Source organism: Cupriavidus sp. KK10, assembly GCF_018223725.1.
GTDB classification, from domain to species: Bacteria; Pseudomonadota; Gammaproteobacteria; order Burkholderiales; family Burkholderiaceae; genus Cupriavidus; species Cupriavidus necator.
Map to the genome: position 1 here is coordinate 2,539,448 of NZ_CP073677.1, position 13,813 is coordinate 2,553,260.

The window sequence follows — 13,813 nt, forward strand, 5'->3', positions numbered from 1 at the left end:
GCGATTCGGTTCAACAAAGCAACTAGCCTCCCTTCAAATTTAGGGCCAATGGAATGCTCATTATTCCTCTTTTTCTATACAAGATGAATGCCTCTAGCGCTGCCGTGCTGGCGAGAATAATGCTCGAGGCTGCGATGCCGAGTTCGATGCCAGCCACACTCATGATCGTAAAAACCGAAATTGCATGTGCTATTCCCGAAATGACTGACACAGAATTTTGAATCGCCTCGCCGCCAGACATCATTAAAAAGTGGTTTCTCATACCAAAAAAAGCTGCAACCGCATATCCTCCAGCCATTGTCCTTGCCATCCATGCTGCCGACGGATAACTCGCGCCATACATTAACCTAATGATTTCATCGCCGAAGAGCAGCAATATGAGTGCGGGAATGACAACTGAGATCACGGAAATACGACAAATATTTGTCGCAAGCCGCTGACGGGATGCAAAATCCGATGACACACAAGCATCCGCGACACGAGAAGCTAATGATGACGCAATCACCGCATTAATTAGCGCCAATGTGGCAACGAGCCTGCTCGCGAGCGCGAAATTTGCGACCTCAATTCCACTTCCCAAGCGGGCAACAAACCATATGTTGGTTTGCAATATCAGGTACGCAAATACGGCGGCGCTCAGCGAATGTATCGCCAGCCTCCTATAACGAGCAATTGTGCGAATTGAGTATGAGATTAATTTGAATCTTAAGAGCTTTGCTTTGCGAGCGATCGACATCCCAACTAGGACGGAAATGGCGATCGATATGTTTCCAATCGTCATCACCTCCCCAACGTCAACATCAGCGCCGATAGCCATTAACAGAAGCAATCCAGACAAAAGCAATGAGTTCGATAGCGCACCGGACATCATCGCAAACAGATTTAGTCTCCCGGCTGAGCGAAAAATATCCGCGATTGTTAGCTGTATAGAGAAAGCAAAAATCCAAGCCGTAAAGGCCAAACCATGGCCTCTCAGGCTCTCGACAGCACCGAAGCTATTCAGAAGAAGCGTCCATGAGCTGAAGACCAGTAAAGCAATACCCGCCGCTGATATAGTAACAATGCAGAGAACCCCGCCAGCCGCGCTCGAAAAATCGACCCCTTCTCCGCGGTTGCAATCTTTCCGAAAAATAGCGCCAATCTTAATGATCGCCTGGGACGTCCCCAGTTGCGATAACATCGAGAAAAAGTTGGCTGCGGCCAGTGCGAAGTAGTAAGCACCGAAAGAGTTCGTAGGGATCAGCCGCGCCAGCACCATCGCGATTCCAATTGCTGAAATGGCAGATGCGGAACGTCCCGCCACAACGTACAGTATATCCAGACCGATTCCCGCTTTCTTCAATCTCTCTATTCTCATCGCTGCAGCCCATCCTCAGAAGATCTTCGCATCTGAAAATCTAACGCACTTCAGCGGCCTCGAACGATGCGATCGTTTCCGCAATTCCAACTGATAAGCTTACGGTCGGCTCCCAGCCACTTCCTCGCAATTTGTCAATTGATAGAAGCTTTCTTGGTGCGCCATCCGGCTTTGAACTATCGAACTCGATGCGTCCTGAATAACGCGCGTGATGGGCGATCAGATGGGCGAGCTCGGCAATTGAAATATCTTCACCTACCCCAATATTTATGTGACTAGATGATGGCGTGACCATGTCGTCATATCTGCTTTTATTCATGTTCATGACATGGACACTCGCTGCGGCCATATCATCGACGTACAAGAACTCGCGCATCGGCGCCCCGGTGCCCCAGACCACGACTTGCTCTGCGTTGGTCTCTCTGGCTTCGACGAAGCGTCGAATTAATGCCGGGACGACATGACTGTTCTCAGGGTGGTAGTTATCACCGGGCCCATACAAATTTGTGGGCATAACACTACGATAATCGGTGCCATACTGGCGGTTGTAGCTTTCACAGAGCTTGATACCTGCAATTTTCGCAATTGCGTATGGCTCATTCGTTGGCTCGAGAGCACCTGTCAGCAATACATTCTCGACCATAGGCTGCGGAGCCAGCCTCGGATATATGCAGCTGCTTCCTAGGAATAGCAACTTTCGCACTCCCGCGCGCCACGCCTCGTGTATGACGTTCGCCTCGATCATCAGATTTTGATAAATGAAATCAGCCGGATAGGTGTTGTTGGCATGAATGCCCCCGACCTTTGCAGCGGCTAGATAAACCTCTTCGATCTTATTTTCTGCAAAAAAACGGCGGACTGCATGTTGGTCGGTTAAGTCGAGTTCGGCGTGACTACGCGTGATAATCTCCGCGTGGGACACGGCCTGCAAGCGGCGAACAATAGCGCTTCCAACCATGCCACGATCGCCTGCCACATAAATCCTCGGATTTCTATTCATCTGATTTACTCCACACTCACAGCCACATCAAATCCATGCTGCCTCAGCAGTGCATGACGGCGCGCCTGATCCAAATCGCTAGCAACCATTTCCGCAATCATCTCGTCAAGCGTAATTTCCGGCTCCCACCCAAGCTTCGCCTTAGCCTTGGTCGGATCGCCGAGAAGCGTTTCGACTTCAGCCGGTCGGAAATAGCGAGGATCGACCTTGACGATCACATCGCCAACGGCCAGGGCCGGCGCCATTTCACCGCTGATTGCCTCCACCACGGCCACCTCTTCAACACCCTCCCCCTCAAAGCGCAGCGTGATACCCAGTTGCGTGGCGCTTCGGCTGATGAACTCGCGCACGCTCACCTGCTTGCCTGTGGCAATGACGAAGTCTTCCGGTTGCTCCTGTTGCAGCATCAGCCATTGCATGCGCACATAGTCGTGCGCGTGCCCCCAGTCCCGAAGCGAATCCATATTGCCCATGTACAGGCAGTTCTCCAGGCCTTGTGCGATGTTTGACAGGCCGCGGGTAACCTTGCGCGTCACGAAGGTTTCACCGCGACGCGGGCTTTCGTGGTTGAACAGTATCCCGTTGCAGGCATACATGCCGTAGGACTCCCGGTAGTTCACGGTAATCCAGTACGCATACATCTTTGCTGCGGCATACGGGCTGCGCGGATAGAACGGGGTGGTTTCTTTCTGCGGAATCTCCTGCACCAGGCCATACAACTCCGACGTGGATGCCTGGTAAAAGCGCGTCTTCTTCTCCAGGCCAAGGATCCGGATCGCTTCGAGCAGACGCAGCGTGCCGAGCGCATCCACGTCTGCCGTGTATTCCGGGGACTCGAAGCTCACGGCCACGTGGCTTTGGGCACCCAGGTTGTAGATCTCATCCGGCTGGGTCTGCTGCACGATGCGGATCAGATTGGTACTGTCGCTCAGGTCGCCATAGTGCAGCACAAAGTTCCGGTGGCTGACATGAGGATCCTGGTAGATGTGATCCACGCGCGAGGTGTTGAACGAGCTGGCCCGGCGCTTGATGCCGTGAACGATGTATCCCTTCTCAAGCAGAAATTCAGCCAGGTAAGACCCATCCTGGCCCGTGATGCCGGTGATGAGTGCGGTCTTTTGAGTCGTCTTGGTCATTGTCGGTGTTCTGTTCTGAGATTCGGGTCAATCAGGCCAGTTCGGCCTTAGATCCAGGTGCGGGCGCGCGGCCATAAACATCGTCAAAGCGGACGATGTCGTCCTCACCCAGGTAGCTGCCGCTCTGCACTTCGATGAGTTCGAGCGGGACGCTGCCGGGGTTCTCCAGACGGTGGATGGTGCCCAGTGGGATATAGCTGGACTGGTTCTCGCTGAGCAGGAAGGTCTCGTTGCCGCAGGTCACGCGAGCGGTGCCCTTCACCACGATCCAGTGTTCCGCGCGGTGATAGTGCATTTGCATGGAGAGCTTGGCACCCGGCTTGACCGTAATGCGCTTGACCTGGTAGCGCTGGCCTTCGTCAACCGAGTCATAGCTGCCCCACGGGCGGTAGACCTTACGATGGTCCGCGGCTTCGCTGCGCCCTTGCTTGCGAACCATGTCCACGAGAGCCTTGACGTCCTGGCACTGGTCCTTGTGCACCACGAGCACCGCGTCGGGTGTTTCCACCACCATCACGTCCTCCACGCCTGCAATGGCAACCAGGCGGTGCGACGCATGGACCAGACAATCCTTCGCGTTGTGCGTGAGAACATCACCCGTCGTGACATTTCCGTCAGCCTGCTTTGTGCCGAGTTTCCACACGGCGTCCCACGCACCAACGTCGCTCCACTCGGTGGCAAACGGCACCATCTGCGCGCGCGTCGTGTGTTCCATGACGGCGTAGTCGATGGAGTTGCTTGGGCAGCGCGCGAATGCTGCTTCATCGAGACGGAAGAAATCGAGGTCCTTCTGGCCGAGGCTCACGGACTCCTGGACTGCGCGCAGGATCTCAGGCGAAAAAGCCTCCAGCTCGGCAAGGAACGCCGAGGCACGGAACAGGAAGATTCCGCTGTTCCAGAAGTAGCCACCCTCCGCCAGGAACTGGTTCGCGCGCGGCAACGATGGCTTTTCTTCGAAGCAGGCAACCTCGAAGCTCGATTCCGTGCGGCGCGCACCGGCCTTGATATAGCCGTACCCGGTAGCGGGCGCGGTGGGCGCGATACCAAAGGTGACAAGTGCTCCGGCTTGCGCTGCGGCAACGCCTTGCGTCACGATGCTAGCGAAGGCGGACGTGTCCCGGATCAGGTGATCCGACGGCAGCACTAGCATCAGCGGATCCTGCCCCGCGGCCAGCGCGTGCAACGCAGCCGCAGCCGCAGCCAAGGCAGGGGCAGTATTCCTGGCATGCGGTTCCAGCATGAATTCGCCATCGCTGATGCCGATCTCGCGGGCTTGTTCCGCCACCATGAACCGATGCGCATGACTGGTGACAAGCAATGGTGCGCCAATGCCCGGAATCCCCTGCACACGCAGCAACGTATCCTGCAGCAGCGAGCGGTCACCCAGAAGCTTGAGGAACTGCTTCGGATAGCCCTCGCGTGATAGCGGCCACAGGCGTGTTCCGGAGCCACCACAAAGAACGACGGGAATGATCACGGCTGGCTCTTGCATCGGCTTCTCCTTTGCCAAATCAAATGTCAGTCAGCCTCTCAGCGTAAGCAAGACGTGAGAGGACGCGCCGCCAGGTGGCGACGGCTTTTCCCTGTAATGGATAAATCCCTCCGGACAACTCGATGGCCGCCTTAGCAGCAGACCCTGCTGTCCGGATGGTCGGTGGGAAGGCGGTAGCCACATGCGCTTCATGACTGCGCTTGCCGCCTATCACGCAAATTCGCCTGCTTCCTTGAGCTGGCTGATATATGGCCGGTCTCTATGCCGGCTCAGGCGCCGGTACATGCGTCCGACGTGGACCTAATCCCTACCTGCTGTTCAACTGGTCACGGCCCTTCATTTGCCCTCGACCGTCAACTGCTTTGTCGTGGTATCCGCCGCATACCCGTAGTACGCATACCGATACCGTCCATACTTCGATCCATATCCATAGCGATACGCATTCGGATCCAGGCCATTGAATACGACGCCATTCACATCGGCATTTGTCTGGCGCAGTTGCTTGGCGGATTCCGCCACTTCGCCGATAGTGGTTTTCTCGAACCGCGTCACCAGGAGCACCGTGCCGCAGCGGGCGGCGAGGATCGCCGTATCGGAGACGGCAAGAACGGGGGGCGTATCGATCAGGACAAGGTCGTACTGGTGATCCAACTCATCAAGAAGCTTAACCATGCGCTCGTTGAGTAACAGCTCCGCCGGATTGGGAGGCAAGCTGCCGGTACTGAGAAAGTCCAGATTCTCAAGGACTCCTCGGTGAACCGCCTGCTCAAAACTCGTTTTTCCGATCAGCACTTCCGACAGCCCGTTGTTACGGGACTTGCCAAAATACTGGTTCAGGTGGCCCTTGCGCATGTCGGCATCGATCAGCAGCACGCGCTTTCCACTCAGAGCCATCACCGCGGTGAGGTTGGCTGAGATAAATGACTTGCCGACGCCCGGAGTGGGACCCGTGAGCAGCACGCGCTTGTTGTCCGCGTCGAGCATGGCAAACTGCAGCGCCGTGCGCAGGCTGCGCAGACTTTCAATTGCTGGCTCATTGGGATTACGTTCCGCGAGCACGAAGTTGCCGCGCTTGCGCTGGCGGATTTCTTCGGTGAGGAAAGTCTGGCTGCTCGATAAAGGAACGGTCGCATAGACGCTCAGGCCTGTATGCTGTTCAATGTCCTGGGAGTCTGTGATGCCGCCATACAGCGCATTGCGCACGAAAGCCACAACAATACCAATCAGAACGCCGAGGATAGCCGCCAGCGCCACGACCATGCCCTTCTTGGGCTTGATGGGCTCCTCGGGAACCGGGGCATTGTCAAGCAGCCTTACATTGCCGATTTTGCCCGCCTTGACGAGCTTGAGCTGCTGCATATTGTTCAGCAATCCCACGTAGAGATCGTTGTTGACTTGCACGTCGCGCATCAGCCGCAGTGTGTCCTGCTCCACATTGGGGAAGGCTTTCATGCGGGCTGCCATAGCGCCGACCTTCGTATTTAGCGCCGCAATCTGCTGATCGAGGGCCTGCACGCCCGGATGCGAGGCAGCGAAACGTGTCGATAGTTCGGTACGCTTTTGCTTCAGCTCGAGCAGCCTCGTTTCGCCCGTCACGCTTTCCTGCAGGAACGCTTTACCCTCTTCGCTCAGGTTGAAGGTATTGCGCTTGTTGCGCATCTCGTTGTATTTCACCTCGGCCCGTTCCAGCTCCCCCTTGAGTTGTGGGAGCAGATCCCCCAGGAAGACGAGCGATTTCTCTGCCTCGGCGGCTTTACGCTTGATATTCTGCGCAACGTACTCTTCGCCGATCTCATTCAGAATACTCGCCGTAAGCTTTTGGTCGTTCCCATCCAGCGAAGCACCGATGATGCCGCTCTGCTTGCCCTTCTCGGCAATCCGAAGCTGATCCTGGAGTTGCTCGACTGTCTGCAGGTGCGAGCTTCGCACCAAGTTGAACGTGATACCCGGCTTTGCCTTCATCTCCTTTACCAGGAGCGTGAAGCCGCCCACGCTCTGCTCAGCAGTCAGCGGCTTGCCTACACTCCCTTCAAGGGGCGCGTCCAGGCTGGAATGCTCCACACGGTAGCGGCCTTCCCCGAACGCGGTCAGCTTAAATTTTTCGCCCTCAAGGGATTCTGGGACATCGAACTGCTCGACAATGATCGATTCCTTGGCCCAAGCGAAGCCACCGAACCCGAATAGTCCTGGCTCGGATAGGCCCTTGGCGCGGCTGGCGATGCTGGCACCGAAAAAAGGAAAATACTTGGGCTTCGCCGAAATATAGAGTCGCAGATTGTCCACCGCCTTGCTGACGACCATGCGGGATCGGAGTATCTCGATCTCAGCCGTGGCCTGGGCCTTGACATCAAACAGACTGGAGACGTCACCCAGCAGGCTATTGGCGCTATTCGGATTGTCCTCCACCTGCACCAAGATGTCGGCCCGATAGACTGGCCGAGCCAGGAACGCGTACGCCACCCCTAGCGCCAGCACCACACCCGCAATGGATGCAATCAGCCAACGGCTGGCAATCAGCACATCAAGGTACCGGACGAGATCAATCTCGTCTTCCGGAGGCGCAGCGACAACAACTGGAGGGGGAGTCTGGTTCATCTGCATTGCTACTAAATCGATTATCGAAGCGCCTGGATGCGCGGCACCCAGGCTTCCACGCCGCGTTGGATCAACCGCAGCACGTTTTCGAAGGCGGGACGAGCCTCGCGATAGGGATCTGGCACGTCGAACCTGGCCAGCTCACCGATGCGGAAGACCCGACCGGTGGTGGCCGGGTGCAAGTGCTGGATGTCCTGCCGCTGGTCGTTGTCCATCACGAGAATTAGGTCCGCACGCGTCGTCATGGCTCGACTCAGTTGCTGGGCCCGATGGCCGGTGATATCCACGCCAATCTCGTGCATGACTGCGATGGCGTGCGCGTCGGCCGGCTTGCCAGTGAGCGCACCAAGGCCAGCGGAGATGACGTTGGCATCCGGCAATGCCTGCTTAAGAAGCCCCTGCGCCATAGGGCTCCTGCAAATATTGCCGATGCAAACCACCAATACAGTCTTGATCATTTGACCGCGTTCGCCGTGGACGTGAAGAAATTCCCGCTCGGCAGCAGTTGGTTGATCACACGGCTCCATCGGACCACACCTGCGGCATCGACGTAGACGACGTCCCTCGGCTTCAGCTCGAACGACTCGGCCAGGGCAAAGGAGACAGGTGACTTGCCGTCGAGGTGGAACACCTCTGCTTCGCCATCGTTGCTTTTGCGGATAACGTAGAGTTCCTTGGCGTTGGCCGAGAGGGGGTTGACGCCGCCGGCTTCACCAATGGCCTCGCTGAGGGTCAGGCGGCCGTTGCGCGGCAGAACGGCAACAGGACGCACGACTTCGCCGGTCACGAATACCTTGCTGTCCTCGCGTTGTTCCACGCGAACGATGTCGCCGTTGCGCAGCAGGATTTGGGCGGGGTCGATGCCTTGCTGCAGAAGCGCAGGCAGGTTGACGACGTAGGTCTTGCCCTCGCGCGAAACGCGGATGCGGCTGTTGTCGCCCGTCAGGACGTTGACACCCCCGGCGCGGTTGAGCGCTTCGACCAGGGTCATGGGTACGTCGTCGACGTTCTGGGGGCCGGGCGTCTTGACTTCGCCGTCCATGTAGACGCGCTTGCTGCGGAAGGCGAGCACGCGTACGGTGACCTGCGGCATGTTGACGACAGGCTTGAGCTGGGTGCTCAACTGTCCGCGGATTTCGTCCGGCGTGCGGCCGAGAACCTTGAGCACACCGGCATAAGGAAACTGGATGGTGCCCGCGGGACTTACGACGTAGCCCGGCACGTTGGCCGCGCCGCTGTAGTTCGGGATCTCGTACGCAGTACCAATCGAGTACGTTTGCGTGGGGAACACCAGTTCCGGGTGGTCCCACACAACGATCGAGAGAATGTCGCCCACGCCCACGGTATAGGGCCTCGGGTCTGCGAACAGCTCCTCCACCCCAGCATTCGCTGGCTGTGTGGATGCCTTCAGCGTGCGCACCAGCGCCGGTGTGATGAGCGTGATCTTGGGCACCGATTCCGGGTCCTCCGGATCGAGCGGTCGCTGCGGGTCGAAGCGCATCCCTGGTGCGAGTGCACAGGAAGCCAGCAACGGAACGATCCCCAGGTACATTACCGCCCTGCCAAACGTCAGCCTGCTTGAAAGCTTTAGCACGTCTCGATTATTCCCTTGTTACAAGAAGGCCCGCATTGTCCGCCGTCTCCTGAGCGGGCTGTATTGCGGGGATTCCGCTTGTCCGACATGGCACACGCTGGTGCCTTTCCGCTTGTTTGCGCAGCTTGCGGATTTGAACCTGGCGGTGTTGGCTTCGTGCTGCTCGGCGCGGTGGCGCGCTCTTTTTGCACTGCGTCATTACGCGAATGACCGGCGAAGTGTATGGCTCCAGCGGCTACATCTTCAAGGCACAAATGGCGTTTTTAGCGAGTTATCTATCCCCACGTAAGAGTGGACCCGCAAAAAGGAGGGATGTGCGCGAAGCGATATTGAGCAAGAATGCGTGCCTCGTCGAGCGTGGGAAATTCCGTCATGCGGCTGCGCATTTCGTCTCGTGACAGCCAGCTTGCTGCGGCTTTTTTCGGCCGTGTTCCTGGCCTGCAAGATCGTCTGATCCGGCGCATCTTGCCCACCGGATTTCCGGACGCCACTATGCTCGCACCCTTCTTCCCGCAATTTGCCAAAGCGCAAAAAAAGAAGGGTGTAGGCACAGGGAGTCCTACACCCTAACGGGTCAGGCAAGGGGTCAGGCTTGCCGGGGTTGATTATTGATGGGGGTCGGACCGGGTCTTACCCTGCTTTAGTGGGCCCCACGCTTAGGTGGGGAAAGTCATGAATTGGAGCATTGACGGTTGAAGATGGGGGAAGGAGACACTCAGAAAAGCGAAAGCGAACTCCGAAAGACTGTCGTCGCAACGTCTCTCGTCAGTGGACTGGAAACGTTTGACTTCACCGTGTTCGGATTCTTCGCGGCGATGATCGGAGACCAGTTCTTCCCGGCGGAAGATCCTCTGACTTCGTTGCTGTTGGCAGTGGGCACCTTTGGCGTTGGCTTTCTCATCCGGCCGCTTGGCGCGATGATGATCGGTGCCTACGCCGACCGTGTCGGGCGCCGCGCGGCGATGACGAGAACCATCGGCCTGATGACCGTCGGAACGGCGGCCATCGCCCTCTGCCCGCCGTTTGCAATGATCGGTGCGGCTGCGCCGGTCATCATCATCATCGGTCGGGCGCTGCAAGGTTTTGCCGTCGGCGGTGAAATTGGCGTTGCCTCAACATACGTGATGGAAACCGTACCGGTGTCGAGTCGTGGCCGCGTGGTCAGCTGGCAGTCCGTGAGCCAGGGCGCGGCTGCGTTGCTGGGAGCATCCCTGGGCACCCTTCTCACGAAGGTAATGTCGCCGGAGGATCTGGCTTCCTGGGGCTGGCGTCTCCCGTTCCTGATCGGACTTCTGATCGCGCCAGTCGGCATCTACGTTCGCCGCCAGCTTCGCGAGGCGCCGGTCGCCGACACAAGGGGCAGAGCTGCCGCCACGCCGCTCGTCGAGCTGTGGCGCGAGCATCGCAGCACCATGCTCCTGGCGATCCTGATCAGGATGGGGTCAACGATCCCGGTCTACGTCATCGTCTACTACATGCCAAGCTACCTGCATCGCGTGATGCACGTACCTGCCAGCACAGGATTTTTGGCTGCAACATTGTCCGCGCTGCTGCTGACTGTCATCCCGCCGCTGTCCGGCCTGCTCATCGACCGCCTGCCCCGCCGCAAGCCGCTGGCCCTATTCACGGCGGGATGCAAAGTGCTTCTGGTCTTCCCGGTCTTCCTGACGATTGTGCGTGCAGACGGCACGCTGCCAGTCCTGGTTGGCGTCGGGCTGATCAGCGCAATGGTGGCACTTGGCGCTGCCGTTGGCACCCTGCTTGTGCTCGAGGCATTTCCTGCACGGGTTCGCGCCAGCGGCGCCGCGATTTCGCATGCGCTGAACGTTGCGGTGTTTGGCGGCACCGCGCAGTTCATCGTGACGGGAATGATTAAGTTGAGTGGCAATCCCATGTCGGCGGCCTGGTATATGGCAGCGACATGCCTGCTGAGTTTCGGTGCGGTCGTGCTGATCAAGGAGCAGCGCCCACAAGCCTGAACCGCCCTATCAAGTCAGAATTCCCCGACGCTTCAGGCAGGCCGAGCACTTTCTTACGCTGCACTCGTGCTTCCCATCGCTTGAGGGGTACCGCCGATGCTGCGATGCAGCACAATGCAAAGCGGCGACCCCGTTGCCAACTTAAGGGTGTAGGCGCATCCCTGTGGCGCCTACACCCTCTTTCTTTGCCCTCAGCCCAAACGAGCTGTACGTAGTCGTTCGCCACGGCAGGTTTCATGGCGGAACAGAAAGGCGGCAGGACAATGTGTCCTGCCGCCGCTCAAGCGCGCGCCTCCCCCCGGCCCAGACGCGCGCCGCCATCCAACGTGCCTACTTGATGCAGGCGAGGTTGATGGCGAGGCCTCCCCAATCGGTGGCCTGGTTGTTGTTGACGTGCCTTGGGCCCGAACAGCTCATATGGATGCGTTTCATGGGATGCCCCCCTTTCCCCGGCTCTTAGGCACGCAAGTTCGATGGCTTTGGCAACGCCAACGATGAGGTCAATCTAGCTGGCGGAATTGGAATGGCAAATCAGCTCTATGGACGAGGGGCGCACGTCCCACCGCTGGCGCTCAGGATAATGTCGGAGCGCACGGCATTATTCGCGTTGCGCTCTCGCCTCGGGACTTCTGGACTCTCGCAAAGCCTTGATGGACAAGGCATTGCCGACCATGGAGAGTAGTTTTTTGGAGGCTCCTGCAGACACTGCGGGCAGCGGTATCCAGTGGCCTAAAAATGCTATCAATCCCCACTGGAGCGGGGTACGGCGCGCTAAACAGTTAATGAAAAAGTATTAGGTCAAAATGACCGGAAAAATTTTCATAGCAAATGGAACGTCGTCGAGTACGCCGACTCACCGCGAATGTGCCACGCTTGCACTGAACGCGGAGCGCACGAACTTCAGGCGCCCCTTTCAATCCCCTCCATAGAGGGGATTGAAAGGGGATAAGCCCCGAAATATCGCAGCGCAGCAAAGCCACTTATGTCAGACCTTAAAAGATTGGAATTCCTATTTCCGGCAGGTTTGGTTAAATTGACCTCAATTGCAGGAATCGGGGATAAGAATGCTGCCGGGCTGGAATACCGCATGGCTGCGCGTTTCGAGAGATCTTGATTTTTCCTCCTTGGCGCGTGCTATCGATATGCGGGTAATGCTCAGGCGATACAAAAGTAGTATCGGTTTGCGTCAGTGACAACAATCACATAAGAACGGACATAGCCTGGACCCACGAAAGGGCCGGCTGGCATTTTCTTATTCAGTCGACATTGCTTTTCGTCATCGAAAGCGACGTGGCTGCATTTTCTGGCAGCGCGGCATGCGGGTACTGGCCTGGCCCTGCGGTTACGCAGGCGCCAAGATATCGCCGGCATTAAGGAACGACTAGCAATTACCGGTGACATGGCAGCGGGCGGGCCATTATACCGAGATCCCATCGGCACAAGGATGCCGCCCGCGAGGGCGCACTGATCGCGTTCGTACTCCGCCTGCAGAAAGAGTTTTTAAACGACCACAGTGGCACGCACGCCCCAGAGGCGGCGGCATGCTGCGGCATTGGATGTATGGGGGTCCCACCAAGCAGCAAGGGATAATATGCAGCATTCAGGGGTATTCACGCGTCAGGAACTGGATCGTTATTTTGCATCGTACGTGGGGATGGAAGGAGGCAACCCAAGAGCTCCCGTCTGGATATGCGACAGAAGCCCGCGCGCCTGGTTGGAGCCCCTTGTCGCGCCGCTGCAGCCGCGTGTGGCGCCGCCCGCTTGGGACGCCGAGTTCCGCCACCAGCAGCGGGAAAACATGGGCAAGTGGCTCGGCCATCAGTACATTGCCCGCATCATGGCCGCCGCGCGGGCTGAAGCACTGCGCGTTCGGCTCGCGGACAACGACTGGGAACAATACTACTGGCGCCATCTCTACGCGCCTGGGGGCGCCGAGTTCAGGCTCAGCCTGTTTCCCCTGCCTGCCCAACTCGATGGACGAACGCCTTGGTCCAAAGCGTTCCGAGGCCAGCCCGAACTCGTCCCACAGACGCGCTACGAGGATCTGTGCCGGCATGGCGAACGCTTCCGGTTTCTCGCGAAGACCTGCGCCCGCTGGCGCCCGAAGGTGGTCGTTTGTCTGGGCCATCGCCATACCGACGAATACCTCGAAGCCTTCTCGCTACGCGGGCTCGCCAGCGAAGAGCACGCAATCCAGCCGGCCGACCAAGTCAGGCGCTTGCGCATCTTCGCCAGGGACGGCACGACGTGGATCATCTGCCCAGCGCTCGGCGGCAGCGCAGGACTGATCTCGCAGGTCCAGCTCGATGCGTTTGGCAAGCTTCTAGGCACGCGCCTGGCAGCGAGCGACTTCAAACACTGCCTCGATCTCGATCCCGTCGACAACGCCCCGTGGGCGCAGTTGGAGGTCTTGCCCGATCCGTACTGGAGGAGCCAGCTGCCTGCCGACGCGGCTGGTCGCCATACGGAGGAAGGTGCTCGGCCAGTGTTTCCCAGCAGCGAACACGCTCAGGCGGGGATTCGTGAATCCTTCGCCTAGTATGGGTGTATGCCAAGGGAATCCGCCATCACGAGTCGCGATAAAAGAGCCCGTTATCGTGCCCTGTCTTGGGCCCCGGCAACGCTGGCCTCACGCTCGTCCTGGTCTGACGTGCTGCCGG

Annotated in this window: 10 protein-coding genes; 3 read left to right on the plus strand and 7 right to left on the minus strand. The window is 58.2% G+C overall.

The genetic code is table 11. The features are described 5' to 3' along the window. Positions 1–22: 22 nt before the first annotated feature. The 7 genes from KB879_RS12140 to KB879_RS12170 form a co-directional block, all read right to left on the minus strand. Positions 23–1,342 carry a lipopolysaccharide biosynthesis protein gene (locus KB879_RS12140; protein ID WP_211981482.1) on the minus strand — a complete coding sequence of 440 codons (1,320 nt, stop codon included), beginning with the start codon at positions 1,340–1,342 and terminating at the stop codon, positions 23–25. Positions 1,343–1,397: 55 nt separating this feature from the next. After that, positions 1,398–2,357 (minus strand): GDP-L-fucose synthase, encoded by a 960-nt coding sequence (locus KB879_RS12145; protein WP_211981484.1) that lies wholly within the window; start codon positions 2,355–2,357, stop codon positions 1,398–1,400. Positions 2,358–2,362: 5 nt separating this feature from the next. Then, positions 2,363–3,493: a GDP-mannose 4,6-dehydratase gene (gmd, locus tag KB879_RS12150; protein WP_114130841.1), complete on the minus strand. Its 1,131-nt coding sequence runs from the start codon at positions 3,491–3,493 to the stop codon at positions 2,363–2,365. Positions 3,494–3,524: 31 nt separating this feature from the next. Next, positions 3,525–4,985, minus strand: coding sequence for a mannose-1-phosphate guanylyltransferase/mannose-6-phosphate isomerase (locus KB879_RS12155; RefSeq protein ID WP_211982186.1), 1,461 nt, complete (start codon positions 4,983–4,985; stop codon positions 3,525–3,527). A gap of 336 nt (positions 4,986–5,321) precedes the next feature. Beyond that, complete coding sequence (locus tag KB879_RS12160; RefSeq protein ID WP_211981486.1) at positions 5,322–7,586, minus strand: polysaccharide biosynthesis tyrosine autokinase; 2,265 nt, start codon at positions 7,584–7,586, stop codon at positions 5,322–5,324. Between the two features lie 14 nt (positions 7,587–7,600). Further along, positions 7,601–8,038, minus strand: coding sequence for a low molecular weight protein-tyrosine-phosphatase (locus tag KB879_RS12165; protein WP_211981488.1), 438 nt, complete (start codon positions 8,036–8,038; stop codon positions 7,601–7,603). Beyond that, positions 8,035–9,174 (minus strand): polysaccharide biosynthesis/export family protein, encoded by a 1,140-nt coding sequence (locus tag KB879_RS12170; protein ID WP_211981490.1) that lies wholly within the window; start codon positions 9,172–9,174, stop codon positions 8,035–8,037. The genes KB879_RS12165 and KB879_RS12170 overlap by 4 nt, the downstream gene beginning before the upstream one ends. A gap of 372 nt (positions 9,175–9,546) precedes the next feature. Here KB879_RS12170 and KB879_RS12175 point away from each other — a divergent pair, with 372 nt between their 5' ends. From KB879_RS12175 to KB879_RS12185, 3 genes are all read left to right on the plus strand, one after another. Continuing rightward, a complete protein-coding gene (locus tag KB879_RS12175; protein ID WP_211981492.1) occupies positions 9,547–9,744 on the plus strand; it encodes a hypothetical protein in 198 nt (65 codons plus the stop codon). 128 nt (positions 9,745–9,872) lie between these two features. Then, positions 9,873–11,153 (plus strand): MFS transporter, encoded by a 1,281-nt coding sequence (locus KB879_RS12180; protein WP_211982187.1) that lies wholly within the window; start codon positions 9,873–9,875, stop codon positions 11,151–11,153. Between the two features lie 1,798 nt (positions 11,154–12,951). Continuing rightward, positions 12,952–13,692, plus strand: coding sequence for a transcriptional regulator (locus KB879_RS12185; protein WP_249221288.1), 741 nt, complete (start codon positions 12,952–12,954; stop codon positions 13,690–13,692). Positions 13,693–13,813: the final 121 nt, after the last annotated feature.

Excerpts from the sequence above, each read along its gene's own strand:
- KB879_RS12145 (WP_211981484.1), bottom strand. The coding sequence starts at position 2,357 with ATGAATAGAAATCCGAGGATTTATGTGGCAGGCGATCGTGGCATGGTT.
- gmd (WP_114130841.1), bottom strand. The coding sequence starts at position 3,493 with ATGACCAAGACGACTCAAAAGACCGCACTCATCACCGGCATCACGGGC.
- KB879_RS12155 (WP_211982186.1), bottom strand. The coding sequence starts at position 4,985 with ATGCAAGAGCCAGCCGTGATCATTCCCGTCGTTCTTTGTGGTGGCTCC.
- KB879_RS12160 (WP_211981486.1), bottom strand. The coding sequence starts at position 7,586 with ATGCAGATGAACCAGACTCCCCCTCCAGTTGTTGTCGCTGCGCCTCCG.
- KB879_RS12165 (WP_211981488.1), bottom strand. The coding sequence starts at position 8,038 with ATGATCAAGACTGTATTGGTGGTTTGCATCGGCAATATTTGCAGGAGC.
- KB879_RS12175 (WP_211981492.1), top strand. The coding sequence starts at position 9,547 with ATGCGGCTGCGCATTTCGTCTCGTGACAGCCAGCTTGCTGCGGCTTTT.
- KB879_RS12180 (WP_211982187.1), top strand. The coding sequence starts at position 9,873 with ATGGGGGAAGGAGACACTCAGAAAAGCGAAAGCGAACTCCGAAAGACT.
- KB879_RS12185 (WP_249221288.1), top strand. The coding sequence starts at position 12,952 with ATGGGCAAGTGGCTCGGCCATCAGTACATTGCCCGCATCATGGCCGCC.